We start from the raw sequence: 26536 nt of genomic DNA, 5'->3' as shown, positions 1-26536 counted from the left end.
ACTCACCACTTTCCCCCACTTATCTCCACTTCCCATTCTACACGTTTTGAAAACAAAAAAAAACCCTGTACAGCACAGGATTTTTAAAAAAATTACGTTAAATTTTGACAACCTTATGTTGATTATTAAAGGAATATGACAAACCTGCAAGATTTTGCGGGAATTGACTTCCGTACTTGTTTAAATAGTAATATATGTTCCAGATTCTTTCCTGCAGACTGCCTTCCGGAGAAATAGCCCATTCTGCCCTGTCAAATTTCGCTAAAATGTGATGGTGTTTCAATTCGATGTTCTTCTTGGTTTCTTTCTTCAACAGGTCTATTTGCCTAACGATGAACTGCTTATTCTTATGAGAGTAAGCTTCCATACCGCGATATTCTCCAGCAATTTTAATTGCAAGCTGATCATGAATTCGGGTAATTTCACGAATAGCATCATCTGCCAGCCCATCAACTTCAATCTCCTGATTTTTAATCAGCCACTGTTCCTTCATTTTGGCAAGGTTTCCGTTTAATGCTTCAGGAATGCCCACTTGAATATCCTTCAAGTCAGTTTCGATTGAACGCTCCAGGATGGTTACATTTAATCTTGGCACGACCGGCGGCATTTTAATATCCATTGTTTCAAAGGCGAGCTTCAATTCCGCCCAGTAGGAAAGCTCACCTGGACCCGCAATAAAAGCCAGAGTAGGGAGAACAAGCTCCTGCATAATCGGTCTTGTCACAACATTGTTGCTGAATTTCTCTGGACAGGCAGCTAACTCGCTCAAAAACTCCTGCTTTGTGAAGGAGATTCGATTTTCTTTATCTGCGAATCCGCCTGATTCGAGGCGCTGCATAAGAAGCCGCTCATCATCCGCTTCATAAAACAGGTTAGCACTTTCAAAAACCGTTTCGATAATGGGCGAGAATCCATTTTCTCTGATTATTTGCTGCTGATCCATTACACCGCGCGCAAGTTTATCATTTTTATGAATCATAGCAGAGAAATACTCTGTTTCAAGCTCACGAAGACCTGCGTCTGCAGACTGAATCAGGACAATCCCCTCTGAGCCAAATAGATCCATAATCAGCCATTCGAAAAATTCGGTATAAGTAGAGGACTTCTCCATATACATAGTGAGTTTCTTTAAAAGCCCTTTTGTATGCTGTGTTTCTCCAAAGGACTGAATGACTTCTTCCATCCACCTTTTACAGGCTGCGTGATCGAGTTCCGCATAGGCTACAGAGCGCTTATTCAAATACCGCTGACTGATGGCTTTCTTTTTCACCCGATCATTTTTTTGAATATAAACATGATTGATTTCATCAAAATCATGGTCCTCACCCGCTACCCAAAACACAGGGATAACCGGAGACCCAAGCTTCTCCTCCTGCTGTTTGGCCAAAGCAAGGATGGATATGACCTTATGAATGGTATATAGCGGACCGGTTAATAACCCAGCCTGCTGTCCGCCTACTACAACAGTGCTTTTCTCATCAAGCAGCCGTTCAATATTCCTCATTGCGGCAGGAGCCTGAAATTTTTCATTGTAGGATTTTAAATAAGAGCATAATTCTGTTCGGTTAAATGACCGCTTTAATAGGTCATCACGTCTTTTTGTATAGACATCCTCCTGGCTGATGTCATAGTCAAAATATGTATGAATATCTAACGTTTTCTCAATCATTGCATTGACAAACGGATTCGCCGATTGCAGGGAGAACTCGAATATCTCCATGATGTACTTCCTTTCTCGGTTAAAAATGCATTCCGTCAAAAAGTATAGCACTTATTGATGGCTTTGTTAAAAAATACGTTTCCGTAAGCTAGTTGAGTTCATTCAGGATATAAAGACCGGCGCCATAAATCAATAAAATAAAGGACGCCATGAAATATACTAAGAAGGATAGTCTCCACATCTTTTTCAAAGCTTTCCTTGGCCTTTTCCATTTAGACATCGCAAAGAATAGTATGAACACGAGGAACCAGCCAACTAAACTCCAGTACAAATAGATTAAGGAAGGCATCTCCCAGATTGTGGTCATTTTTATATACACTGAGAAGAAAAAAAGAAAAACACTTAAATCAGATGCGGCGAGCAAAGCCTTTTTCCCATTTCCGGTCAAAGCTTTCAAAGTAAAGATTAACAGCATAAAGCATATAGCAGGTGCAAACGCTGCAGCACCGAGTAATACTGAAACTAGTCCCTTCACCAGCATCCGCTCCCCTTTAGTTGTTTTCCAGTCCTTTTATTGCGTTCGTTAAGAACGAAAGAATTGGAGCCGTTATGTTTTTATCTGATGCCAGATCCAGGACATAGCCTGCTATTGCATCAATCTCAGTTTTTCTGCCCATACGCAAATCCTGAAGCATCGACGACACGTTATTGGATGTTGCTCTGCATATATCCTCTACTGTTTTCCACTGATCGGCTTCATCCCCCAGTTCCAAAACCGGGAAAACCTCATCAAAAACTTGTTTTAGCAAAAGATGATAATGAGGATCTTCTATGAGCTGGCCATTACGGACATTGAGCAGCCCTGTAAGCGGATTAATGCATGCATTTACGAGCAGCTTTCCGGCAAGAATCTCATACCAGCCAGAACGATAGACAAACGGAAAATCTGCTGTGCTGAGAGATTCAATCATTTCACTGCCGGTTCCTTCCGGAAAGGGTGAGAAGATCGTCGTTCCGATGCCGTTTTCCTGAACTTCCCTTTCTCCTTTTTTTTCGGCGCCATGACTAACGGAGCCAGTGTAAATGGTGTGTCCTTTTAAATTAGACAAACTCTTAATGTGCCCCATTCCATTTTGTAAAAAGAGAAGGGTTTTTGGTTCTTCTGGGGAAAGATGATTGAAGATGAAAGGGAGGTGAAATTGCTTGACAGTCACAATCAGCAGCTTCTCTTCATAATGCCTGGCAGAAGAAGCATGAGGATAACTGATTTCAGTTTCTCCATCTTTAATAACCGCAATCCCCTGATTGCGTATATCAGCTGCCTGCGCTTCTGTATTTGTATAGACGGTAAGCTGATGATTCCGGTTTAAATAGGCTGCAAATAATAAGCCGATCGCCCCGCCGCCAATTATTCCGACTTTCATATGCCAAGCCCCCTTTTTCCCTAATCATACCAAAAATTAATACAGCAAAACATCCGTTTGGTTGCACTTCATGAAAAAAAGATGACCTGCGCTGCACACTAGCTGCAGGCAGCTTACTTGTGCAAGTATACAGGTCATCTCTTCTTAGTTATACCGGATAAACCGGGTGCTTACGGTAAGGCAGCGGTTCTTCCTTTGATTCATATTGTTTAAACCGGACAATCAATTCCTGTCGCAGATCATCCGCTCCAACAATATGGTCAATAATCATTTCGGATGCAAGCCTGTATATGTCGATCGTTTCTTTGTATTCCTGCTGCTTTTCCATCACATATTTCAGTCGTTCTTTTGGATCCTCTATTTCATTGATCTTATTGGAGTAAACCGCATTGACAGCGGCTTCAGGTCCCATTACGGCAATTTGCGCTGACGGAAGCGCAATACAGCAATCCGGTTCAAATGCCGGACCTGACATCGCATATAACCCTGCTCCATATGCCTTTCTTACAATAACAGAAATTCTCGGCACGGTGGCAGAACTCATCGCTGCAATCATTTTCGCCCCGTGGCGGATGATTCCCGCTCTTTCCACTTTTGTTCCAATCATGAAACCCGGTACATCTGCAAGGAAAAGCAGCGGAATTTGAAAGGCATCACATAATGCAACAAACTTTGCCGCTTTATCAGCTGAATCCACGAAAAGCACCCCGCCTTTAACACGCGGCTGATTGGCAACAATGCCTACAGGCTTTCCGTCAATCCTGGCAAGTCCCGTGATTAACTCCTGTGCGAACAGCCTTTTAATTTCAAAAAAGCTGCCCCCATCGATCAATGAATCAATTGCGTCATACATATCAAATGGAGCATTTTGATTTTCCGGAATAATCGAAGACAGCAATTTTTCACTTACCGGAGCTGCCGGTTCTGTTTCGGAGGGCCTGTTTTTAAAATTTGCCGGAAAATACGTCAAGTATGTCCGGGCTTCAGCAATTGCTTCTTCCTCAGTAGATACGAGCACATCACCGCAGCCGCTTACACTGCAATGCATTCTGGCTCCTCCCATTTCCTCAAGCGATACCTTCTCCCCAATGACCTTCTCTGCCATTCGAGGCGAACCAAGATACATGGACGCATTTCCTTCCACCATAATCACAATGTCACAGAATGCAGGAATGTAAGCTCCTCCAGCTGCAGATGGGCCAAATAGCAAACAAATCTGTGGAATCATTCCGGATAGCCTGACCTGATTATGAAAAATCTTTCCTGCGCCTCTCCGGTTTGGGAACATATCCAGCTGATCCGTAATTCTTGCTCCGGCTGAATCCACTAAGTACAGGAGCGGCACCATTAATTTCTCTGCCGTCTCCTGGATCCGGATAATTTTTTCGACAGTTCTTGCTCCCCAGGAACCTGCCTTAACTGTTGAATCGTTGGCCATCACACATACCGTTTGCCCGTGTATCTGTCCAATCGCCGTTACCACTCCATCAGCCGGAAGATCTCCTGCAAGGTGATTCGCAAACTTGCCGTCCTCCGAATACTGACCATTATCAAAAAGCTGTTTTAGCCGGTCCCTGACAAAAAGTTTTCCCTGTTCTCGGGATTTATCATGATATTTTTGATGACCGCCTGCTTCTGCTTGAGCAATTTTTTGCTTTAATTGATCGTTCAGCTCTACCATTTTCATTGCAAAGCCCCCCTTAATCCTCTAGTAAAACGAGGACATCCCCTTCGTTTACGAAATCGCCCATTTGAACTTTTATTTCCTTAACAGTTCCTGAATAAGCAGATTCAACAGGAATCTCCATCTTCATTGATTCAAGCATCAGTAAATCCTGTCCCGATGCTACGGCTGCACCTGCTTCAACTAATACGTTTAATACTGTACCTGCCATGCTTGCTGTAACTTCTTTCATGTTTGTCCCATCCTTTACCCGACGATTTTTGATTTTTTTAATAATGATGTAGTGTACTGGCCTGATTTAAACTCTTCGTCCTTTATCACCTTTACAAACAAAGGCAAATTGGAATTAACCCCTTCAATTTGCATTCCTTTAAAAACTTCGGCCGCCTTTTCCATAGCTGCATCGCGAGTTTCACCATATACAACCGCTTTTGCGATTAGGGGATCATAAAATGGCGTAATTTGATTTCCTTCTGTATAGGTCCGGTCCAAAATGAAACCTGTTGGCTCAGGGTATGTAAACACATTCAATTTTCCAGGTGACGGAATGAATTTTTCCGGGTCCTCTGCATAAAGTCTGAATTCAAATGCATGGCCAATTTTACGGATCTCACCCTGATTGAGGGGAAGAGTTTCTCCTCTGGCAGCCAGAATCTGCCACTTTACCAAATCCAGCCCTGTAATCATTTCAGTCACACGGTGCTCCACCTGCAGGCGGGTATTCATTTCAAGAAAATAAAATTGCTCCTGATCATCCATAATGAATTCGACGGTCCCCGCGTTTCTATAGCCCACATGAAGAGCTGCCTGAACGGCTGCCTTGCATATTTTTCCGCGTGTTTCTTCTGAAATACTTGGAGACGGCGCTTCTTCAATTACCTTTTGATTTCTGCGCTGAACCGAGCACTCCCTTTCATACAAGTGAACGATATTCCCATGCATATCCCCGAATATTTGAACTTCAATATGGCGGGACTCAGCAATATACTTTTCAATAAAAACCTCGTCATTACCAAAGTAAGCTTTTGCTCTGTTTTTAGCGGATGCATACACTTTTTCAAGATCTGATTTGTCCTGGCAAAGATGCATACCGATCCCGCCTCCGCCCCCGCTTGCTTTCAGCATCACAGGATAGCCGATTTGTTCTGCTTTCTCAGCAGCCTGCTCCAGTGTGTCCAAATCAAGCTCACTGCCCGGCACTACGGGTATTCCTGCTTCCATCATGGTTTTTCTTGCAAGAACCTTATCGCCCATTTTTTCAATCACATCAGACGATGGTCCAATAAACAGTAATCCAAGTTCCTCTGTTTTTCGGACAAAATCACTATTCTCCGAGAGAAATCCATAACCCGGATGGATTGCATCTGCCCCTTCTCTCACTGCTAATTCCAAAATAGAATCTGCGAGAAGATATGATTTCCCTACAGGTGCCTCACCAATGCGGAAGGAATAATCCGCTTCCTTTACATACGGCAGGTCCTGATCCGCATCTGAAAAAATAGCAATCGTCTCAATCCCCATCTGCTTGCACGTCTCAATGATCCGCGAAGCAATTTCACCCCTGTTTGCAATCAATACTTTTTTCAACGATTCCCACCCCCAGTTTAAAAAAGACCATCTTCAAATATATGTTTCTACAATATAATGCAATATCCTTTATTTTTTTGAAAGCGTTTCCTAACCCTTTGTGAAAAGTACTGAATACATGGTATAATGGGATTAGTCAATAAATTTAAAATTTTACTACTTTTCATCTGCATCAAGGGGGAAAAAATATGCATAAGGTTGAACGCCTTCTTATTAACTACAAAACACTTGAAGAGTTTAAAAGATTTAAAGAATACGGACTTCAAGAGCTATCCATGCTTGAGGATCTTGAAGGAAACATTATTGAGAATGACAGTGACTCCCCGTTTTACGGAATCTATTTCGGAGAAAAACTGGTTGCACGGATGAGTCTTTACAGAGTCGATAAAAAATTTGATCAATATTTTTCTCCACAGCAGGATTATTTAGAGCTTTGGAAGCTTGAGGTTCTTCCCGATTATCAGCGGGAGGGATATGGCCAATCCCTGGTGGAATTCGCGAAATCCTTCAAGCTTCCGATTAAAACGAATCCACGTGTCAAATCCGCAGATTTCTGGAGTAAAATGGATTTTGAAGCTGTTAAATACGATATGGACCGGGATAAAGGGGAAAACCCGCTGCTCTGGTCGCCGGACGCCTCCCGCCATTCCTCTGAATCCGCTTAAACGAACAGGACCGCTCTCAACGAGCGGTCCTGTTCGTTAGTCCTGGCTATTTTTCTATTCTCTCAAGATTCCCATTTCGATCCATCTGAAACTTCACTTTACGGTTCCGTTCATCTTCCTGCGAAATGGCCATCTTTCTTGCACGATCCATAATTTCAATAAGCGACTGATAGTCTTCCTCCACAAGCAAAAGCTGATTCTGCAGAATCTGCTTTTCCTTCTCCAGAATCGTAACCTGCTGCTCAAGCTTCTGCACTTTATCCGAAAGAAGCTGATTGCTCTCCTTTAAAACTCTCGCATCCTCTGAATCATCATAGGCTTCTAAAAATTTCACAATCTCTTTTATCGTCAGCCCGTTTTTATCATCCGAAACGGACGTAATCTCCTTCACCGCTTCCTTAACAGGTTCCAATTTCCCTCTAGACTCCTTGCGAAGCCTTTTCGCATGATCAATTCCGGACTTATACTGTTTTCTCACATATGAATTCCATCTGAATCCGCACGCTGCAGCCGTCCTGGACAAATGTCTGCCCACCTCTTCAAAAGCAGCCAGCTGGGTCCCGCCCTCTCTAATATGGCGAAGCACCACTTCAGCAAGCAAAAGATCCTCATCCTGCGTCCAAGCATCCTGTCTTGTAGCCGTCATCCCCATTTCCCCCCAATATCGTTTTCATATACATATGCTGATGATAGATTCGATAGACTATGTACTAAAACAAAAGCGGAGTTGATATGGTGTGGACGTCAGGCTGCGGATCAAAAGGTTATTAAGAGACGAAGGAAATCCATTTTGCTAATGAACATCTCCAGGTTACAATTTTCCGGCCTTGAAGGAGAATTCCCAAGCCTACTTAATGCGGGAACTGAAAAATTCTTATTTCCTTTTAAAAAACAGATCCACCGCATGATGATGCTCTTCTTTTCCCCATAATCTTGCACATTGGCGAATTTCTTCTTCCATCCTCTCCCACAGCTGACTGCTTTTCAGCTTTCGTACTTGAATCGTTTTATAAGCCCTTGTAACAGCTGGATTTTTCGCTAGCATGGTTTTTATGTATTGCACTCCTTCTTCCTGGAAAATGGGTTCCGGCAATATTTCATCCAGGACTCCTTTTTGAAGGAGCTCATGAGCACCATATATGTTCGCTGAACATAGAAGACCGATGGCTTTGGATGAATCCACTCTTTCCATTAATAAAGAGCCGCCGCCCCAGCCGGTAGTAATCGATAGCGTTCCTTGAATAAAGCCCATACGGATTCCCTTTTTTGCATATCGGATATCCGCTGCCATTGCAAGCTCGCAGCCTCCACCTACAGCCGTTCCATTTATAAGAGCACAAACAGGTGCCGGGAACATAGCAAAACGGTAAAGAATCTTTCCCATTCTATGAAGCATCCTAAATGATTCCTCTTCTGTTTTTAAAGAATGGAACGCTGAAAGATCACCTCCTGAACAAAAGGCTGCGTCTCCGGATCCTGTCAGAATAAGCCCCCGCACTTGATCATCCTGTTCATACTGATCCAAAAAAGCTTCCAGTTCCTCCATTACACCAAAATCTATTGCATTCCGCTTCTCAGCACGATTAAGTCTTACTTCGATCATCCCATCTCCAACATCTGAAACAAGTACCTTGTTTTCCACGATAACCACCCCTGTTATGTATATAAAACTATTATATCACCGGGATTATGAAAACGGATTCATTTTGGTGCTTACCCTTTTGTATTGCAGGACAGAAACTGTGGTTTAACTGGCAGGCTGCTCCTGTCCTCGTTTGTCTGACTACTTTGTCTGACAAACCGCTCTTTGTCTCGTTCGTCTGACAATTTTGTCTGACAAGCTGCTCTTTTCCTCATTTGTCTGACTACTTTGTCTGACAAACCGCTCTTTTCCTCGTTTGTCTGACAACTTCGTCTGACAAACCGCTCTTTTCCTTGTTCGTCTGACAATTTTGTCTGACAAACCTCTCTTTTCCTCGTTTGCTCGTTTGTCAGACTAAACAATTTCCAGACAACAAAAAACCCGCTCCGAAGCACTGGGCTTTGAGCGGGTTTTTTATGGTCTTATTTTTCCACTACTTCTTTTCCTTTGTATGTTCCGCAAGCTTTGCAGACACGGTGAGACAATTTCATATCACCGCAGTTAGGGCATTCTACCATACCAGGCACTTGCAATTTGAAGTGTGTACGACGCAATCTTTTTCTTGTTTTAGAAGTTCTTCTAAAAGGTACAGCCATTCTTCCCACCTCCTTAAAGAGTGTTAAACTTACATGTACTGGATGAAGACGGCGTAAATCCGATCATCTGGTTTAAAGCTAAAAATCAGCCTTTAGCTTTCATTATTGTTATCGAAGAATTTGGCCAGTTCAGCCATTCTTGGATCCACTTTGTTTTTGTTTTCCTCTTCAGACACGACCTTCCAGTCCCTGCCTTCCTGAGGGGCGGCTCCTTCTTCGTTAACGCTGTCGCTGAAGACCTGCATTGGAATTTCGAGAAGAATCAATTCTTTAATTGCTGGAATTAAATCAACTTCATCGCTATCAAGCGTATGAATTTCTCCTTCAAGTTCCTCGTCATAGTCTGTCGGTTTCAATAGGTATACTTCAGTCGTCTCAATATGAAAAGGGAATCGAACATCTACAAGCGTTCTGGCACATGGAAGAGTCAAGACCCCTGTTACAGTCAGCTGAAACGTTGCTTTATCCGATTGGATCGCGGCTCTGCCGGTTACATGGACAGGCGAAATATCTCTCACGTCTTTATGCTCATTGATGAGCTCGGTGAGATCGATTTTCTCGTCCAATTCCAATCCTTTGCTTTGATATTGATATAACTGGTTGATTAACCATTTCATTAGGTATCACCTCAAGGCAACAAAGGTAATTATAGCTTTCACTATTCCATTTGTCAATATTTTTTCTTTACACTATAATATAGTCATTCAAGCCGTCTTTCCATACATGCCGGGCACAATATTCAGCATTATATCACACTTTCGCAGAAGTGTGTTTTATGTTGGATATACTGTATGAATACTCTACCATATGAATGACCCGGAATTCAAAATAAAGGAGCCACTCTAATTGAATATTTTAGGGCTTGTTGTTGAATACAATCCTTTTCACAACGGACATTTATATCATATGCAGGAAGCAAAAAAGGCGGCTCAAGCCGATGTTACAATTGCCGTCATGAGCGGAACCTTCCTCCAACGAGGCGAGCCTGCTCTTTTGCCTAAATGGGAGCGTGCAAGAATGGCTCTGGAGGCAGGTGCTGACTTAACAGTAGAGCTGCCTTACGTTTATTCTTCACAAAAAGCAAGTACGTTCGCAAACGGGGCTGTTTCAATTTTGGATATGCTCGGTGCTTCTCATCTGTGCTTTGGCAGCGAGGATGGAAGAATTGAGCCTTTTTTCAATTCAATCAATCAAATCTCTCAACATGAAGAAAAATACAGGTCGAGCATTAAAGAATACATGAAACAGGGTCTGAGCTATCCAAAGGCTCTCTCCCTTTCATTTGAGGCCATCAATGGCTCTAAAGGAGATCTTGCTGATCTGACGAAACCGAACAATATACTTGGCTTTCAGTATGTTACCTCTATTCTTGAGCAAGGAAGTCCGATGAGGGCTCAAACCATCCAGCGGACTTCAGCGGGCTATCACGATGAAGAGCTTCCGTCAGGAAAAATCGCGAGTGCTACCAGTCTCCGCAAAGCCATTTTCAGCGGAAATGGAACGATAAATGAAATAAAACCATTTGTTCCGGAATCCACATATCGCATTCTATCCGGCTGGTCAAATGAGGGCAATCCATTCCTCAGCTGGGATCGATACTTTCCATATCTGCAATATAACGCTTTATTCATGACGGGTAAGGAGCTTTCTGAAATTTATGAGGTCGAGGAAGGTTTGGAAAATCGTCTAAGGTCCGCCCTCAAAGAAAGCTCTTCATTTCAGGAATTTATGGAACAGTTAAAAACTAAGCGGTATACATGGACAAGACTTCAGCGAATGTGTGTTCATGTGCTAATGAGAACGACAAAAAAGCAGATGGAAGAAGCCGTAAATGGAGAACGAAGTCCTTATATTAGAGTTTTGGGGATGAATCCAACCGGGCAGCGTTATTTAGGAAGCATAAAAAAGAATGTGAAAGTGCCGTTAATCACGAATGTTCATTCATTTGAGCATCCAGCCCTCTCACTGGATATAAAAGCAGCAAATCTCTATGCAATGGGTTTTCCAAAACAAAGCAGGATCTCACGATTAAAAGCAGAGTATGCAACACCGCCTGTAAGAATTGGGTTTGACAAATAAACAGCCGCCATTACATGGCGGCTGTTTTCTACTTAACCTTAAGCTGATCAAGATAATTTACGGCATCGCTGAACCGGTCAACTGGAACAATTTTCATTTTGGTTTTGATGTCTTTCGCGGTTTTGACGGCTTCTTCATAATTCGAGCCTTTTTTACCGTTCTCGCTTGGAGCAAAAAAGATTTCGGCTCCTGATTTATCGGCTGCGACAATCTTTTGTGAAATCCCTCCAATTGGACCTACCTCGCCAGTTTCAGCGATCGTTCCTGTTCCGGCAATCTGATATCCTCTCGTATAATCCTCTTTCGTCAGCTGATCGTATATTTCAAGGCTCATCATAAGGCCAGCGGAAGGTCCGCCTATGTCCTCTGTATCGAGCTTAATGTCGGGATTCACGGTTACTTCTCTGTCTGTCATAAGGGTAATCCCTATACCCGCTCTAGATTGACCGCCTTTTGTTAAGCTTTCAGGAAATTTCGCAATGGCAACGGTGACGGTTCTTTTGCTGCCGCGGCGCTCGAAGGTAATCGAAACTTGATCTCCTTCTTTTTTCTTTTCTACATAACTGACGAATTCTTCTGAACTTTTTAGTGCTTTTCCATCAACTTCGTATACTCTGTCTCCCGCCTTCAAGCTTTTTGCAGCTGGCATGCCTTTGATAAGCGAGTTTACATACACTCCGTTAAATTTGCTTGTCACTTCTTTCCCTGCCTTATGGTAAGCAAGGATCAGTGCAGATTCCTGGGAGCCTTCCATCAGCTTAAGCTGTCTATTCAAGTATTCCTCATCGGATTCTTCCGGTGCTTTGACCTGATTCATTGGGAGAATTTCAGCGTATTCATCGAATTGGGCTGCGAGATAGCCTAAAATGCTTGCCCTTCCTATACTTACAGTGGTAAGAGAAAAACTGCCTGCTGAATCGTATCCTCCATCCACTTTAATAATGGGTTCAAGAGCTGAAGCATTTCCGGGCTTTGTTACGTAATACGGTAATTTTATGTAGGAAATCGCCATGGCTATAATAATGCCGATGACAAAAGCCCGGATTGCCCCTTTTCGTTTATTCCTCATTCTGAGACTCCTTCCAATTTTCAATCAAAGAACGGATCGCCGGGAGGTTTTTTTGAGCCTCCACTTCTCCGCTTAAAATAATCTCTTGTATGTTCGTAAAAGACCTGGAGCTGAATTTCTCTACTTGGGGCCGTATCATGATGTCGGAGGCAACTGCACGGTGATGAACCAGTTCATCCTGCATAATATCAAGACTTTGAAGGATTACATCAAAAATCGATGTGATCGCTGCCTGTCTTTTTACAACAGAGACATCAACTGAAATAACCAGATCCGCTCCCATATCCCTTACAACGGATACCGGAACCCGGTCGACTACTCCCCCGTCAACAAGCATTCGGCCATCGATGATTTCCGGAACAAAAATTCCCGGAATGGCAATGCTCGCGCGGACGGCTTCTGCAACCGGACCTTTCGTGAATACTACTTTTTCACCTTTGCATAGGTCCGTAGCCACGATGGAAAGCGGGATATTCAAATCTTCAATATTATTGCCCTTTGTAAAAGCACGTATCAATCCTTTCACTTTTTCACCAGCAATAAAACCCATTTTAGGGATGGTCAGATCTAAATAATAGCTTCTTTTAAAGGCAGCAGCGATTTGGTACAGACTTTTTATATCAAGCCCCGCTGCATAAAAGCTTCCAACAAGTGCTCCCATGCTGCTCCCGGCTATCATGTGAACCGGAATTCCCTCGTCCTTCAATACTTTCAATACACCGAGATGTGCAAATCCTCTCGCTCCCCCGGATCCGAGCGCCAAACCGATTTTAGGTTCCATGTTCACCAGCCCTCCTTAATCATTTAAAGGCAGATACTGAATCTTATGGTCTAAAATAGAAGGCTATTCTCGTATATTAAGGTAATGAAGAGGTACATGCCTGACAACTATTTTATCATTACACGGTTCTCGTTGTATAGAACATAGAGAGGGGGAGCCTGATGGGCCGTGAAAAGTGGAATACCCTGCTGATCGCATTTTTATTGCTTACGCTCACCGCTTCAATTATCTTGCATCCAAAGGCTTCTCTGGAGGCCTCAAGGGGCGGGCTGGAAGTTTGGTGGACCATAGTATTTCCTTCCCTGCTCCCTTTCTTTATCATTTCCGAGCTGCTCATAGGCTTCGGTGTTGTCCGGTTTGCCGGCGTTCTTCTTGAGCCAGTCATGAGGCCGCTGTTTAAGGTCCCTGGGTCGGGCGGATTTGTTTGGGCAATGGGAATTGCATCTGGTTTTCCTGCAGGTGCAAAACTTACTTCCCGGCTGCGTAAAGAAAAGCAGCTAACCAGTATTGAAGCAGAACGGCTCGTATCCTTCACGAATTGTTCAAGTCCCCTTTTTATGTTTGCTGCCGTTTCTGTTGGAATATTTAAAAACCCGGCATTGGGCATTTTGCTCGCATCCGCGCATTATTTATCAAACCTGCTGGTAGGCATCCTCATGCGATTTCATGGAAGCCAAACAGAATCGAAAGAAGAAGCAAGGGTCAAGAAACTCCCTTTCCCTTCCTTTTCAGAGGCCTTTTCAGCACTTCATGAGACCCGGTTAAAAAATAAAAAGCCAATTGGAAAGATGCTTGGGGATGCTGTACTTGGATCTGTTCAAACGCTGCTAGTCATTGGCGGCTTTATCATACTCTTCTCCGTATTAACAAAAATTCTGGATATTGTTGGGTTTTCAAATATGGCTGCTGGGATTTTAAGCCAGCTTTTCACTATATTCTCCCTCCCGGAAAGCCTTACAAAGCCACTGATAGCAGGTATTTTTGAAATTACACAAGGAAATATGGAGACAAGCAAGGCGAGTGCGGGACTGTTATCAAAAGTCATCATGGCGTCCTTTATTTTGGGATTCAGCGGTTTATCTGTTCAAGCTCAGGTTGCAAGCATTCTCGCCGAAACCGACATTCGCTTTTTTCCGTTTTTCATAGCCAGGATCATGCAGGGATTTCTGGCAGCCATTCTTACCTGGCTGCTATGGAAGCCGCTATATGTAAACCGGGGAGGCGTTTCATTAACGTATGCACCTTCACAAGGAACTGAAGGTCTGGAGCCATTTAGCCTTTTATTTTCATCCGGTCCGCTCATTACATTATTTTTCCTTGGCTTGTATATTTGGCTTTACTGGCGAAAACATGGGGCTTATTAAGAGTAGCGTGTCCTGCCGTAGCGCAGAAGTGACCCGCATCCTGCGGGCCCCCGGCACCTCAGATTGGACCAGGCGCTGAAGCGGGATAAATCAATTTATACAAAGAAAGAGGATACAGTAGTAAATAAGGGCAGAGAAAATCCTCCGCCCTCATTCTGCTTTATTGAATTTTTCCTTAAGGGCTTCTTCAACACACGGGGGGACAAGGTCCGAAATATCTCCGTTGTATTTTGCCACTTCCTTGACAATGCTCGAACTTAAGAATGAATATTGGTTGTTTGTCATCATAAAGAAGGTTTCGATTTTATCATCGAGCACCCTGTTCATGGATGTAATCTGCATTTCGTATTCAAAATCCGATACGGCTCTTAACCCTCTTAGAATCGCATTGGCATTCTTGCTTCTGGCGTAATCAATCAGTAAACCTTGAGAGGACTCTACCGTAACATTGGGAATATCCTTGGTTACTTCTTTTAATAACGCGCATCTCTCATCCACACTGAACAAAGAATTTTTAGATGAGTTGTTTAATACACAAACGTAAACCGTATCGAATATATTGGCTCCCCGTCTGATAATATCCATATGTCCAAGAGTAACCGGATCAAAACTACCTGAACAAACTGCTACACTTGCCATTACATTTCCCCCATTCTCCCATCGCCGTGTCTGTAAATACTGACAGCAGCCATCCCATACTTCTCAAACTTTACTAATTCGAAGCTTCCAATTTGACCGGGCAATTCAACCTCCGTCCCATGCTCTGCAACGACAAAGCCGCCCTCTGTAAGAAGCTGTTCATCACTAATCTGTTCGATAAGCGCTTTCAATTTTTGTTGCTTATACGGCGGATCCAAAAACACCAATTGAAACTGCAGCTCTCTCTTAATAATCGCTTTAAGCGCCCGCTCTGCATCATTGCGATAAACCTCGGACTGATCCTGCAGCCGGCACGCCTCTAGATTGCTATGTATGGTTTGGATGGCTTTTGCGTCCCGGTCCACAAATATGCACCGCTCTGTGCCTCTGCTTAACGCTTCAATTCCGAGGCCGCCGCTTCCTCCAAAGAGATCAAGCGCGAGTCCTCCATCAAAATAAGGTCCGATCATATTAAAGATTGCTTCTTTGACCTTATCAGTCGTCGGTCTGGTCGACATCCCCGGAACTGCTTTTAAAGGTCTCCCTTTTAATGAACCTGATACAACTCTCATTTTCTATTCACCACTGCTTTACAAATTTCCTGTTTTTTCGCAAAGTCATCGTACCATAAATTAATGGGAGAGAAAAGGCAAGCCTTTTTAAGCATAAAAAAAACCCCGCAGTAAAACCGCAGGGTCCCTCTAAACCAAAAGGCTAGAAGGAAAAGGGAGAGGAGAAACCGGAGGAAGAACTTATGGGGAAACGTAAGTCTTCTCCGCGGTTGGCAACAACATCATGAACGAGATGCTGTTAATAGAGAGTATGGCCTGCCTTTTACATTTCTATACATTTATTTCCTTCAATGGCGCAACTTTCAGATTCATGCTACATTTGATATGAAAACCATCTGCAAAAAAGGAGAGTATGTAATGGTACAGCGTTTTATCGAGCTTGGCGAAGGCTATTCAGATTTATATGAATTACTGGAAATTATCCGGTCCAATAAACATAGAATTATCTCATTTCTTGATCTATCAACGGTACATAATAATAAAAAGGTAACGACTGCAGGAGTTATCATGTCTCCAACAGATCCCGGAAATTTTCAGGCCATCTATATTTGCCGCGAAGGAATTATTGATCCCAGTGAAAAAGATACACAGCGCTACCGGCTTTTTCGTGATGCGGCTGAAGAATCCGGAAAGCCCGTCTACCAATTTGCTGTAAAGTCTTCTTCTGTATTTCATGAACCCATTTTATATTATCAATACCTAACGGGAATCCTTCGGTTAAACCATATCCTTCCCCCATTAATATAAAAAACGCAATCCAGGTTACTGGATTGCGTTTGGATTATAAACCCATTTTGTAATCATATTCCTTCGCTTTATCTTGCTTTTTCTCGAATTCGAGCTTGAGAAATGGCTTGTAAGAGGGTTCAACATGCTTTACAAAAGAGTAAGATGCGATTTTCTCTTTAAGCGCCTCATTTTGCTCCATATCACAGTACAGAACAACATATTTGAGCCTTCTGGAAATATAGTGAACGTTTCCAAAACGGCGAAGCATTTTAACCTGCTTCAATGAGTGCATCCATACAATTAGACCTTGTCTTTTTCCATCCATTTTTTCTCACCCTTTTTCACATGTCCAAGAAAAGTTTATCAAAGTTCTCACTCTTTCACAATATGCATCTGAAGGAGGAAAAAAAATTGCCAGCTGAACTTGACCTGATTTGGAAGGATTTTTTGGATCATATGTCTTCTGCGTCTGTTTTATATTCAATACGTAAGGCAGTCATAACTGGAATCCCATTCCTATATATTACAGAAAATTCCGCATTAAGCAAAGAGCTGCTCAGGAGCCTGATTGATCAGGCTGCCAAAAAAGCCATGCTCCATAAAAAAGTTACGTACAAATCAGTTTTTGTACGTAATGATGGTCCTCTTTGGGTATATCGTCATCGTTTTTACGTCCCTCAGGAAAAAATGTTCTGCTGCGGAAATTTATGTACTGATTGTATCTTGAAAAATAAATAATAGGGGCGGATAACTTCCGCCCCTATGATCAGGAAACTTTGCAGCCGCAGCCTCCGCCAGAACCGCAGCCCCCGCCGCATGCTGAAAGGCTGTCAAAAAACGGATTTCCAGTCGGAACTTTCACATGTTCTGAAACTGCACTTCCCAGCTGGATGCTAATCTCATCCAGAAGGGTTTGGAGCCCAGTCTCAGCCCGTCTGAACGCAGCTACTTTCTCGTTTAAATCAAGTTCTCTTTTGATCTCCCGCATATCTTTTGAGATCTGTCTATAGTCAGGATGGTATTTTCCAAATCGCTGGACATCCTCGTATATGTCTTTTACTTTTACAAACCTGCTGACAATATCCTGTGCCGTTTGATCATTCTTCAAGTCTGCCAGACGCATGCGATAGGCTTCCGCAAGGTCCGACTGCAGGATCATTTCACTAATCTCGTCAGCCTGATCCAATATTTGCACACTCTCCATTGTTGCATAAACCAATGACAGCACCTCCAATGACCATTTTACCATGAAAAAGGCTGGAAGAGAACTATCCCCCTTCTGCAGCTAATCGACTTTAACCGTCAAGCTGCGAGGCTTATGGCTGATATCAGGCCTGTTATATGCATGAACATTCAGCAATATTTCATGATATCCTGTCTTTAAACCGGAAATTGAAAACGCAGGGGTCATGTATCGCTTCTCTTCATTCCCATCAATTGAAACGGTCACAAAAAGCTCTCCTTCTTTCAGTTTTTGATCCGGCACGCCAAAATTTCCTTTAGGAACAAAACACTCTACATAGACGGTATCGCCTTTAACAAAATGATGAATAGAGTAACTTCCCTGCCTCAGTTCCAGAGCTTTTGCCTCAGCTCCTCCCGTGAAACCCTTCGGCCTGGGCTTATCATTTGTACAGCCAGCTGCCAAGAGTGTGAGCATAAGAATAAGGATGGTCCTTGTCATAGGTGCACCTCCTTTTCTTACTAGGCTTTGCAATCTTGGACAAAACATGTAAAAAAAGCTTAAGCGTTTTTGCTTAAGCTTTAATCCTGCTGCTTCATAGACTGAAACATACCAAGCATCATAGAAGCCATCTGAATGGAATTTGAGAATTGCGCTACCTTATGGGGAATGGTTTTCTGGTAATAATTCATCATAGCAAGATTCATTTCTTCCAGCGCTTGAGGATTGCGGGAAAGCTTTCGGTACCATTGAGGCTGTTCCCTGATAAATTTTGTGATTTCAGGCTTGGATTGGATGTACTCCTGGATTTCTTGTCTCATAGTTTAGTCCTTTCTGAAGGAAAAGGGTCTGCTCCCTCCGCTTGAAGATGAGCTCCCCGATCCTTTAGCAACCCCCAATGTTTCCAGCAGGTTCTGAACCGTCGAAACAGCATTGCTCATTTTACTCAAGCTGATGTTCATTTCGTTTGCATCCATTTTTTTCACAGCGGAAAAAAGCTGTGTGACGAATCCTTTTTCTTCATCCGTTTCTTTTTCTTCCTGAGTAGCGTCTTTATAATCGTTCCAATAAGCATCATTTTCGCCAAGCAAATACCAATTTTCATAGTATTCCTGCCACGTTTTTGTTCCTTTTTTCGCTTCTTCAATCATTTTAGGATGCTTTCGGACAAATTCCTTAAACTCCTCAACTTTCGGATGCAGCTTTTTCGTAGCCATTTGCCTCACCCCTTTTACTTACGCCTAGTATAATTTAAGCAAAAGGTACCCAATTGGTTCGCCTAAATTTTTCACACAGCATTGTCATTCTGATAATATAAAAAGAAAACACCGAAAGGGATGCAGCAATGAACAAAGAACAGATGAAGCAGCAAACATTCGAGCTTATCGATCAGCTATCCCCCGATGAAACAGATGATTTTCTTCTGCTTCTTGAGGCAATGAAACGGAAAAATCAAAAAATCAGCAGTACATATATTGGGGCCCTTCTGCAGGCAGAAGGTCAAGATGGCGATGACGAATTTATCGTAACCATACCGAATACAGCATTAATCCAAAACTCCCTGGATATAGTACATGGAGGAATTACGGCGACACTCGCTGATTCAGCCATGGGTACCCTTGCACATAAACTTTTACCAGAGCATCTTGCAGCCGTCACTTCAGAGCTTAAAATCAATTATACAGCTCCAGGAATCGGGTCTTTCCTGACATGCAAAGCAAAGCTAATTCATAAAGGAACGAAAACACTGCTAATGGAATCGAGCATTTACAGGGAAGATGGGAAACTGATCGCATACAGCACGGCTACCTTTTTTATTATAGAAAGAAAAAAATGATAACCCGATGCGGTTATCATTTTTTACTTCCCTATGAAATCCTGTGTATAGTAATCTTTATAAACACCGACTCCAAGATGGGTGAACTCTTTATTGAGCAATGCTTTCCTGTGACCTTCACTGTTCAGCCAGCCTTCTACAGAAGAGATACTGTCACTGTAGTGGGCAGCAATATTTTCACCTGCCGTTTGATAAGGAATTCGGTCCCGCTTTAACCGGTCAGCAAGAGTCCCCTGTGTGGGTGAATCATGAGCAAAATATTGCTGGTCTGCCATATCTTTGCTATGTGAAAACGCTGTTCGGGCCGTATTCGGGTCCCAGCTTAAAGGGGCCAATTCATGACGGTTCCGTATGACATTGGTAATATCTAATATTTGCCTCTCCTGCGCACGCTGAATATTCTTCTCCTCTTCTTCAGACACAGTCTTGGCATTAATCAGCTTTCCTCTGTAAACGACTTCATAGGGACGCTGTTTTATAAAGGTTTCTTTGTCGGTCGCGCGAATACTTGAGAGTGTCCCATCAAACTTATCAATATAAAGCTGAATGATTGTCCCATCAGCTTCAATGGCAGGACGCGTATTCATATCTTCCTCTGAAAGTTCGAATCGATATGAATTTCCATCATGCTCCATTGATAGCGAGGAAGAAATCGGTGCAGTCTGATAAACCTCGCTCAGCGGCTCACCCAGCTTATAAGGATTCATATTCACACCATTTCCGATCGCATAGACAGAAACCACTTTATCCGCCAGAACACCAATCTGTACGTATTGATTGTTTCCTCCATTGTAGATCCACCATTGATAATCATATTGTGATGGATCTTTCCTTGAAGGTTCCCCGAGTTCTTTAAGAACCTGTCCTGATGACTGGCCCATTAAAGAAAGCAGTCCTTTATCGGGCAGGTCAATAGCTTGATTGGGGGTATCTTCTTCATTTGAAAGCTGTAAATCTTTCTTTTCTTCTATTCGGTTAGGAGGCTGTTCTGCAAACTTAATAAATACGGTATAGGTACTTATAATAATGGCAATGACCAAAATGGTTTTAAACAAACGTCTCAGCTAAATTACCCCCGCTTTTCATTTTAAATTAATCCTGCTGTTACAAGTCATTTAATCAGAAAAGACTTCCAATTTCAATAAATAAGGCGAAACTGTCATGTTATGGTTAAATAGTATGTCTAAAATGCTTGCATTTAATACCGATTTTCCCAAATGGACCCATATCCGGATTGAAAGTCTGACTGTTTCATACTATTATAAGAATATGGGATGAAAAGCGTTTACATAAGGGTGGAAGGGAGAATACGGTCTTATGAAATTCGAAGGAACAGGGCTTGACCAGCAAACCGCAGAATTAAGCAGGCTTGATTTTTTAATGGAGCAGCATGGATTAGTTCGCGCCGGACAGTGGGACTATGAACGCGTTACCTATGATAAGAAAATGGAACAGCTGGGGGAAATTTATTATTTTAGGATTCAAGGCTATATTACAGAAGGTGAAGTGGGTGGAAGACACGCGGTTGTAAAATTATTAACACCCCTTCTGGGAAAGCATTATTATCCCCATGGCGTGGAATATGGCGAGGGAGAAGATTTTCCCGAACCGATTGTCCAATCCTGCGAAAACACCATTAAGCGTTTAAAAAAAGACTTGGAAGCGATTACGCTTTAAAAAGACAGAAGCCTTGCTTTTGTCTTTTTTACTTTGACAGGCTCCAGCTTAAATAGGATTTCTCCTTCCTATTACATATGAGACCGAGCCTGCTAAGAATGCCAATCGTCTTTACCTGTTCAATATGGCATTCTGTAGAAATGCATTTCACCCCTTTTTGTTCAAAAAGCCAATCAAAAAAATGGCTTACTGCCTCAAATCCATTCTCTTTTCGATAGTCAGGGTGAATACGAAAGTCAAAGTCTACAGTGCCATCTTGATCCGGCTTTGAATAAATGTAAAAATCTCCGATCATCTTCTTTTCCCTGTGGTGAATAATCAGCCAAATGCCCCAACCATACTCAGACCGGTCCTTCTCCAGTCTTTCTATGTAAAAAGGCAAAATTCCTTGACTCATTGATGAAGGCCAGTCCTCTGGAATGACAATAGGAGATCGCTTGGCCAGTTCCTTTTTATGCAGAATGAGCGACTTCGCCAAATCCAAGGAGCAGGGAATGAGCAGCAGCTCATCTGTTAGAATTTCCATCGCTTTCCCTCCTTTGCATTTAACCAAATAAAAAAGGGTTACAGAATTATATTCTGCACCCCCCTTGTATTATGTTAAAAGCCAGTAATTGCCTTAATGACGGGAACTGTTTCTCCCCCGCCATAAATAATGTATAAAAGCATATAAACAGTGACTCCTGTTATTGCTGTCGAAAACCAGATAATGCTTGTGATTGGTCCAAGCCTTCTATGGCGGATTATTTTTCGTTTGTAGCCGGACCAGATCGAGATAATTCCAAAAACTCCCCCTGAAGCTGCAAGAAAGATATGAAAGATTAAAAAGATTAAATAAAAAACTTTAACACTCGGGGGTCCTCCAAAGGCCGTATTTCCGTCGAAAACAGTTCTGGAAACGTAAACGATAAAAAAAACAAGCGCAAAAACACCGGCCCATGTCATCGCTTTACGATGAGCCTCTACACGGCGTTTAGCAATCAAATACCAGCCAATGGCAACAAATACGGCACTGATTACAATAAAAGCTGTGCTGATCGTTGGAAGAAGAGGCAAGTACATATGCAAAGACTCCTTTTATTTGAATGATGTCACAATCAAATGCGATGCTCTTTTTCTGAGAGGATTGCCTGCAGCTCCCGATTATCCTTTTCTCTTTCGATTCTTACCCACTTAAAGAAAATATATCCAAGAATCGTGCCATAAACAGCCTCCTGGATGATTTTCATTAATATGCCCCCGAGCTGCTGATCCTCGGTTAACGGCATAGAAGTAAAAACTTCCGGGCCTGACAGGTTTAGCCCCGATAACATGTTTCCAGGTACACAGAGCGCCATTGCGTTCATCCAGGAAGCAGGATCGGAATAAGCTGCATAAAGCGGATCCTTCGCAAAAATGATCAGCGCACACGCAGGTGTCAGGAGAACACCATTAGCAAAAATATACCCTATTTTCATAAGGCTGGACATCTCGTCTGAATTTCCGCGTTTTCTAAATACAGGCCACCACATACATAGGGATGTCAAAAAAATAAGACTCGTAGCGGCAGCGTGATAGACAGGATTAGTTTTGACAATATCGAATACGAGTGGTGTATGATACAAGGAAAAAATGCCATTAAACAAAATTAATGCCAGGATCGGCTGAGTCAAAAACATAAAAATCTGCCTGACTGGCGAACGCAGTAAAATCACATTCCAAATCCAGCCTGGTATCCCAATGATAAGCAGCGGTGTAACAACTAAATATACCAAGGCCATCTGAGTCATATGCACACTAAAAAGGATATGGCCCAGCAGATCAAGAGGACTTCCTTTCAAAATGTAAAGAAGTGCTAGTCCTCCATAAAATGAAGCTTTCTGCTGCCAGGATACTTCCTCAGAGTACTTAAACCATTTTTTTCGATGCCTGACTGCTGAAAAATACAATGCTGCAAGGATTCCTAATATAGCGAGATAATAAGGACTCCATAACGCCTCAAATCCGAACAATGCCAAATTTCCCAAAGATGTCTCCTCCTTCCTGCTGCCCGCAGAAGGCAATTAGTCCATCGAAGCGGCCGAACTTAGCAGCTTACAGCTAAGGAAAAATAGGATTTCTTCCTGCTAATTAGCCAGTAATCCATTCAGATGCAAATAAAACAAGATAAAGGCCTTCGGAGCAGCGGCAGGACGCCGCGCTTTTAGCATACATTACTAGAAGCGCCCTCCGCTTTTCTGCTTTGTACAGCTCCAGGCGCTAGCGCTTCGGCCGCTTCGCTCTCTCGGGCACGCAGGATGCGGGTCAGTTCTGCGTTGCGACAGGACGTCGCGCTCTTAGCAGAACATCCCCTTATTTGAACGCCTTTCGGTCGAGAGCTCCACCGTCTCTCAGCGCTGGGCAAGCGCCCTCCGCTTTTCTGCTTTGTCCAGCTCCGGGCGCTAGCGCTTCGGCCGCTTCGCTCTCTCGGTCAAGGCAAAAAACGCCTTTCGGTCGAGAGCTCCACCGTCTCTCAGCGCTGGGCAAGCGCCCTCCGCTTTTCTTTTTACCACCAGACGATTGTCATAAATGTGAGTACAGTTAGGGCGGCGACGAAGACTCCTGAGTATAGGAAAAGGGCAGGTGCTTCGTGGCCTTTGTGATTCATGTGCATGAAATAGTAGAGCTGGAAAGCGACCTGCACTAAGGCCAAAAGGATAATGAATGGTACGGTGAACCAATGCTCGATACCCTTATAACCAACTGCCATAAATGCCAGTACGGTTAAAAAGAGCATCATTCCAAATGATACAAGCTGATATTTCATGTCTTCAGCGTTTTTCCTTTTACGATAGGCAAGATCTACCTTTGGGTTACCTGAATTTTGATGTTGAGCCATTTACCCCACCATCCCCATTAAGTATACGACTGTGAAAATGAATACCCAGACTACATCAATGAAATGCCAGTAAAGACTGGCTACATAGAATTTAGGTGCGTTATATAGGCTTAATCCTCTCTTGCTGTTTCTTATGATAAGGGTCGCAATCCACAAAAGTCCAAAAGTTACGTGGGCTCCGTGCGTTCCTACAAGAGTGTAAAAGGCTGATCCAAAAGCATTTGTTGTAATGGTAAAATCCTTCTCGTGAACATAGTGATTAAATTCGTAAATTTCAAGTCCAAGGAACCCCGCACCAAGAAGCAACGTAATACCAAGCCAAATCTGCATTTGTTTAAAGTTAAAATTTTTCATATGGTACATTGCATAAACACTCGTCAAACTGCTTGTCAACAACAGCATGGTTGCGATAAATACAATAGGCAGTTCAAACAGTTCTTCCGGCGGCCCGCCTTTAGGTGATTGCCTAAGTGCCAGAAAAGTAGCAAACAGAGAGGCAAACAGGACAGTTTCTCCTCCCAGGAAAAGCCAAAAGCCCACAAATTTATTTTTTCCTTCAAGGGTTGCTTTTTCAGGAGATTCCGGGAAAGTTTCAGCTGTTAGCTTTTCTTCAGCATGCATTATGCCTTCACCCCTTTATCATCATCTTCAAGATCCTCTTTATGAATATGGAACCCGTGGTCATCCTTAACAGAACGCAGGAACATGGATGCAAGCGTTATCGAGAAGCCAATAAACAGGACAATAATTGCCCATGGCTCTTCCGTGCGGTACATGAGACCGAATGCTGCAACAAAAAGCCCGAATGCCATAATCAGCGGAACAATTGATGAGTTTGGCATATGGATATCTGACACAGGTTCAGCAGGTGTCATTCCTTTTTTCCCTGCCATTTTTTCAACCCACAAAGCGTCAAGACCGCGAACAAGCGGTGTTTGCTTGAAATTGTACTCAGGAGTCGGCGCTTCAACCGCCCATTCGAGTGTACGGCCATCTACCCAAGGATCTTTACCTGCCGCTTTTCCATTTATCGCCGTTATAACGATATTGTAGAGCATGACGATAACAGCTGCTGCCATGAATATAGCGCCCAGGGAGCTGACAAGGTTTCCTGTCTCCCAGCCTTGATTCGGCAGGAAGGTAAACACCCTTCTTGGCATTCCATAAAGACCTAGAAAATGCTGAATAAAAAACGTTAAGTGGAAGCCGAAAACAAATAGAACAAACGTAATTTTTCCGAGCGTTTCATTAAGAATTTTATTAAACATTAGCGGCCACCAGTAATGAACACCGGCAAAGAGAGCAAACACAACTCCGCCAACAATTACGTAATGAAAATGGGCCACTACAAAGTAACTGTCATGGTACTGGTAATCAGCTGCTGCACTTGCAAGCATAACCCCTGTTACTCCTCCAAGAACAAAGGAAGGGATGAAAGCTACTGACCAGAGCATTGCAGTTGTGTAGCGAATGATTCCGCCCCACATCGTGAAAAGCCAGTTGAATATCTTAATGCCGGTCGGAACGGCAATGGCCATCGTAGCTACAGCAAAAATCGCGTTGGCAATTGGCCCTAAACCCGTTGTAAACATATGATGGGCCCAAACCATAAACCCTAAAAATCCGATTAATACGGTCGCAAAAACCATAGAAGAATATCCAAACAATCTTTTCTTGGAGAAAACCGGAATGATATCAGAAAACATACCGAACGCAGGAAGAATTAATATGTATACTTCCGGGTGCCCGAAGATCCAGAACAAATGCTCCCAGATGACTGTATTTCCTCCTTTTTCTGCGGCAAAGAAGCTTGTGTCAAACAGACGGTCCAGCATCATCAGAGCAAGCCCGACAGTAAGTGCTGGAAAGGCAAATAATATAAGTGCTGATGCAACAAAAGTAGTCCAGGTAAAAAGCGGCATTCTCATAAATGTCATTCCCGGGGCTCTCATGTTGATAATTGTTACAAGAAAGTTAATTCCGGCTGTTAATGTACCGATCCCGGATATTTGCAGCCCAAGTACATAAAAATCAATGCCATGCCCTGGAGAATAGAGAGATAAAGACGCGTAAGATGTCCATCCCGCATCTGGAGCTCCTCCTAAAAACCAGCTTAGATTCAAAAAAAGGCCGCCAAATAAGAAAAGCCAGAATCCCAGTGCATTTAAAAACGGGAATGCAACGTCGCGTGCTCCGATTTGCAGCGGCACGACCGCATTCATAAAAGCGAAAAGCAAAGGCATTGAAGCAAGAAAGATCATTGTCGTCCCATGCATCGTAATAATTTCATTGTATAATCCCGCCTGCAGAAAATCATTGCCGGGAACAGCCAGCTGAATACGAATCAGCAGCGCTTCAAGTCCCCCTATTAAAAAGAATAATCCACCTGCTGCAAGATACAATATTGCAATTTTTTTATGGTCAACAGTCGTTAAATAATCCCAAACTGTTGCACCGAACCCCTTCTTTTGAGCGATTGTACTCAAGTCAA

Annotated in this window: 33 protein-coding genes; 7 read left to right on the top strand and 26 right to left on the bottom strand. The window is 43.0% G+C overall.

Features of this window, described 5'->3' with window-relative positions:
* Positions 1-97: 97 nt before the first annotated feature.
* From bshC to WCV65_RS09290, 6 genes are all read right to left on the bottom strand, one after another.
* The gene (gene bshC, locus WCV65_RS09315; protein ID WP_338781799.1) at positions 98-1720 is read right to left on the bottom strand and encodes a bacillithiol biosynthesis cysteine-adding enzyme BshC; all 1623 of its coding nucleotides are present in this window, start codon (positions 1718-1720) and stop codon (positions 98-100) included.
* Positions 1721-1808: 88 nt separating this feature from the next.
* The gene (locus WCV65_RS09310) at positions 1809-2195 is read right to left on the bottom strand and encodes a DUF3397 family protein (protein WP_338781797.1); all 387 of its coding nucleotides are present in this window, start codon (positions 2193-2195) and stop codon (positions 1809-1811) included.
* A 16-nt stretch (positions 2196-2211) separates the two neighbouring features.
* Complete coding sequence (locus tag WCV65_RS09305) at positions 2212-3084, bottom strand: 2-dehydropantoate 2-reductase (protein ID WP_338781795.1); 873 nt, start codon at positions 3082-3084, stop codon at positions 2212-2214.
* Positions 3085-3232: 148 nt separating this feature from the next.
* Entirely contained in the window at positions 3233-4765 is a 1533-nt protein-coding gene (locus tag WCV65_RS09300) for an acyl-CoA carboxylase subunit beta (protein WP_338782225.1), read from the bottom strand.
* 19 nt (positions 4766-4784) lie between these two features.
* Positions 4785-5000, bottom strand: a complete 216-nt coding sequence (locus WCV65_RS09295; RefSeq protein WP_035412975.1) for an acetyl-CoA carboxylase biotin carboxyl carrier protein subunit — start codon at positions 4998-5000, stop codon at positions 4785-4787.
* Between the two features lie 14 nt (positions 5001-5014).
* Positions 5015-6355: a biotin carboxylase N-terminal domain-containing protein gene (locus tag WCV65_RS09290; RefSeq protein ID WP_338781792.1), complete on the bottom strand. Its 1341-nt coding sequence runs from the start codon at positions 6353-6355 to the stop codon at positions 5015-5017.
* Between the two features lie 188 nt (positions 6356-6543).
* On the opposite strand from WCV65_RS09290, the gene WCV65_RS09285 reads away from it, so the two are divergent.
* On the top strand, positions 6544-7020 hold the full coding sequence (locus WCV65_RS09285; protein WP_338781790.1) for an N-acetyltransferase: 477 nt from the start codon (positions 6544-6546) through the stop codon (positions 7018-7020).
* Between the two features lie 46 nt (positions 7021-7066).
* Here WCV65_RS09285 and WCV65_RS09280 read toward each other — a convergent pair whose 3' ends face one another.
* From WCV65_RS09280 to WCV65_RS09265, 4 genes are all read right to left on the bottom strand, one after another.
* Positions 7067-7666: an RsfA family transcriptional regulator gene (locus WCV65_RS09280; RefSeq protein WP_338781788.1), complete on the bottom strand. Its 600-nt coding sequence runs from the start codon at positions 7664-7666 to the stop codon at positions 7067-7069.
* Positions 7667-7894: 228 nt separating this feature from the next.
* Complete coding sequence (locus WCV65_RS09275; protein ID WP_051860850.1) at positions 7895-8662, bottom strand: enoyl-CoA hydratase/isomerase family protein; 768 nt, start codon at positions 8660-8662, stop codon at positions 7895-7897.
* A gap of 422 nt (positions 8663-9084) precedes the next feature.
* Positions 9085-9258, bottom strand: a complete 174-nt coding sequence (rpmF, locus tag WCV65_RS09270) for a 50S ribosomal protein L32 (RefSeq protein ID WP_123916290.1) — start codon at positions 9256-9258, stop codon at positions 9085-9087.
* A gap of 92 nt (positions 9259-9350) precedes the next feature.
* On the bottom strand, positions 9351-9875 hold the full coding sequence (locus WCV65_RS09265) for a DUF177 domain-containing protein (RefSeq protein ID WP_338781785.1): 525 nt from the start codon (positions 9873-9875) through the stop codon (positions 9351-9353).
* A gap of 229 nt (positions 9876-10104) precedes the next feature.
* Here WCV65_RS09265 and WCV65_RS09260 point away from each other — a divergent pair, with 229 nt between their 5' ends.
* Positions 10105-11337: a nucleotidyltransferase gene (locus tag WCV65_RS09260; protein WP_338781783.1), complete on the top strand. Its 1233-nt coding sequence runs from the start codon at positions 10105-10107 to the stop codon at positions 11335-11337.
* Positions 11338-11365: 28 nt separating this feature from the next.
* Here the strand turns inward: WCV65_RS09260 and WCV65_RS09255 are convergent, their stop codons facing one another.
* Complete coding sequence (locus tag WCV65_RS09255; protein WP_338781781.1) at positions 11366-12406, bottom strand: SepM family pheromone-processing serine protease; 1041 nt, start codon at positions 12404-12406, stop codon at positions 11366-11368.
* Positions 12396-13187: a patatin-like phospholipase family protein gene (locus WCV65_RS09250; RefSeq protein WP_338781779.1), complete on the bottom strand. Its 792-nt coding sequence runs from the start codon at positions 13185-13187 to the stop codon at positions 12396-12398. Before WCV65_RS09250 ends, WCV65_RS09255 begins: the two co-directional genes overlap by 11 nt.
* A gap of 161 nt (positions 13188-13348) precedes the next feature.
* On the opposite strand from WCV65_RS09250, the gene ylbJ reads away from it, so the two are divergent.
* Positions 13349-14551 carry a sporulation integral membrane protein YlbJ gene (ylbJ, locus tag WCV65_RS09245; protein WP_338781777.1) on the top strand — a complete coding sequence of 401 codons (1203 nt, stop codon included), beginning with the start codon at positions 13349-13351 and terminating at the stop codon, positions 14549-14551.
* A gap of 150 nt (positions 14552-14701) precedes the next feature.
* Here the strand turns inward: ylbJ and coaD are convergent, their stop codons facing one another.
* Positions 14702-15190, bottom strand: a complete 489-nt coding sequence (coaD, locus tag WCV65_RS09240; RefSeq protein WP_035412992.1) for a pantetheine-phosphate adenylyltransferase — start codon at positions 15188-15190, stop codon at positions 14702-14704.
* Positions 15190-15762, bottom strand: coding sequence for a 16S rRNA (guanine(966)-N(2))-methyltransferase RsmD (rsmD, locus tag WCV65_RS09235; RefSeq protein WP_035412994.1), 573 nt, complete (start codon positions 15760-15762; stop codon positions 15190-15192). Before rsmD ends, coaD begins: the two co-directional genes overlap by 1 nt.
* A gap of 357 nt (positions 15763-16119) precedes the next feature.
* Here rsmD and WCV65_RS09230 point away from each other — a divergent pair, with 357 nt between their 5' ends.
* Positions 16120-16509: a methylthioribose kinase gene (locus tag WCV65_RS09230; protein WP_338781774.1), complete on the top strand. Its 390-nt coding sequence runs from the start codon at positions 16120-16122 to the stop codon at positions 16507-16509.
* A 34-nt stretch (positions 16510-16543) separates the two neighbouring features.
* Here WCV65_RS09230 and WCV65_RS09225 read toward each other — a convergent pair whose 3' ends face one another.
* On the bottom strand, positions 16544-16816 hold the full coding sequence (locus WCV65_RS09225; protein ID WP_035412999.1) for a YlbG family protein: 273 nt from the start codon (positions 16814-16816) through the stop codon (positions 16544-16546).
* An 86-nt stretch (positions 16817-16902) separates the two neighbouring features.
* Between WCV65_RS09225 and WCV65_RS09220 the strand changes: the two genes are divergently transcribed.
* Positions 16903-17229: a hypothetical protein gene (locus WCV65_RS09220; RefSeq protein ID WP_338781771.1), complete on the top strand. Its 327-nt coding sequence runs from the start codon at positions 16903-16905 to the stop codon at positions 17227-17229.
* 28 nt (positions 17230-17257) lie between these two features.
* Here WCV65_RS09220 and WCV65_RS09215 read toward each other — a convergent pair whose 3' ends face one another.
* The 4 genes from WCV65_RS09215 to WCV65_RS09200 form a co-directional block, all read right to left on the bottom strand.
* Entirely contained in the window at positions 17258-17740 is a 483-nt protein-coding gene (locus tag WCV65_RS09215) for a YlbF family regulator (protein WP_338781769.1), read from the bottom strand.
* A gap of 36 nt (positions 17741-17776) precedes the next feature.
* Positions 17777-18175, bottom strand: coding sequence for a hypothetical protein (locus WCV65_RS09210; RefSeq protein ID WP_338781767.1), 399 nt, complete (start codon positions 18173-18175; stop codon positions 17777-17779).
* A gap of 80 nt (positions 18176-18255) precedes the next feature.
* On the bottom strand, positions 18256-18495 hold the full coding sequence (locus tag WCV65_RS09205) for a YlbE-like family protein (RefSeq protein ID WP_035413007.1): 240 nt from the start codon (positions 18493-18495) through the stop codon (positions 18256-18258).
* Between the two features lie 3 nt (positions 18496-18498).
* Positions 18499-18891 carry a YlbD family protein gene (locus tag WCV65_RS09200; RefSeq protein ID WP_338781765.1) on the bottom strand — a complete coding sequence of 131 codons (393 nt, stop codon included), beginning with the start codon at positions 18889-18891 and terminating at the stop codon, positions 18499-18501.
* A gap of 128 nt (positions 18892-19019) precedes the next feature.
* Between WCV65_RS09200 and WCV65_RS09195 the strand changes: the two genes are divergently transcribed.
* Complete coding sequence (locus WCV65_RS09195; RefSeq protein WP_338781763.1) at positions 19020-19511, top strand: PaaI family thioesterase; 492 nt, start codon at positions 19020-19022, stop codon at positions 19509-19511.
* A gap of 23 nt (positions 19512-19534) precedes the next feature.
* Here the strand turns inward: WCV65_RS09195 and WCV65_RS09190 are convergent, their stop codons facing one another.
* Positions 19535-20575 carry a CAP domain-containing protein gene (locus tag WCV65_RS09190; protein WP_338782223.1) on the bottom strand — a complete coding sequence of 347 codons (1041 nt, stop codon included), beginning with the start codon at positions 20573-20575 and terminating at the stop codon, positions 19535-19537.
* 253 nt (positions 20576-20828) lie between these two features.
* Here WCV65_RS09190 and WCV65_RS09185 point away from each other — a divergent pair, with 253 nt between their 5' ends.
* A complete protein-coding gene (locus WCV65_RS09185; protein ID WP_338781761.1) occupies positions 20829-21188 on the top strand; it encodes a YugN family protein in 360 nt (119 codons plus the stop codon).
* Between the two features lie 28 nt (positions 21189-21216).
* Here the strand turns inward: WCV65_RS09185 and WCV65_RS09180 are convergent, their stop codons facing one another.
* The 6 genes from WCV65_RS09180 to ctaD all read right to left on the bottom strand — a co-directional run bounded on the left by WCV65_RS09180 (position 21217) and on the right by ctaD (position 26531).
* On the bottom strand, positions 21217-21714 hold the full coding sequence (locus WCV65_RS09180) for a GNAT family N-acetyltransferase (protein WP_051860853.1): 498 nt from the start codon (positions 21712-21714) through the stop codon (positions 21217-21219).
* Between the two features lie 74 nt (positions 21715-21788).
* Positions 21789-22250, bottom strand: a complete 462-nt coding sequence (locus WCV65_RS09175; RefSeq protein ID WP_035413015.1) for a DUF420 domain-containing protein — start codon at positions 22248-22250, stop codon at positions 21789-21791.
* Between the two features lie 35 nt (positions 22251-22285).
* A complete protein-coding gene (gene ctaG, locus WCV65_RS09170) occupies positions 22286-23194 on the bottom strand; it encodes a cytochrome c oxidase assembly factor CtaG (protein WP_338781757.1) in 909 nt (302 codons plus the stop codon).
* Positions 23195-23712: 518 nt separating this feature from the next.
* Entirely contained in the window at positions 23713-24045 is a 333-nt protein-coding gene (gene ctaF, locus WCV65_RS09165; protein WP_035413019.1) for a cytochrome c oxidase subunit IVB, read from the bottom strand.
* Positions 24046-24666, bottom strand: coding sequence for a cytochrome c oxidase subunit III (gene ctaE / locus WCV65_RS09160; protein WP_035413021.1), 621 nt, complete (start codon positions 24664-24666; stop codon positions 24046-24048).
* The gene (ctaD, locus tag WCV65_RS09155) at positions 24666-26531 is read right to left on the bottom strand and encodes a cytochrome c oxidase subunit I (protein ID WP_338781753.1); all 1866 of its coding nucleotides are present in this window, start codon (positions 26529-26531) and stop codon (positions 24666-24668) included. Before ctaD ends, ctaE begins: the two co-directional genes overlap by 1 nt.
* Between the last annotated feature and the right edge of the window lie 5 nt (positions 26532-26536).

It is taken from the genome of Metabacillus sp. FJAT-52054 (assembly GCF_037201815.1).
GTDB lineage: Bacteria > Bacillota > Bacilli > Bacillales > Bacillaceae > Metabacillus_B > Metabacillus_B sediminis.
The sequence above is the reverse complement of the archived record's forward strand: the minus strand, read 5'-3'. Positions and strand labels throughout refer to the sequence as shown.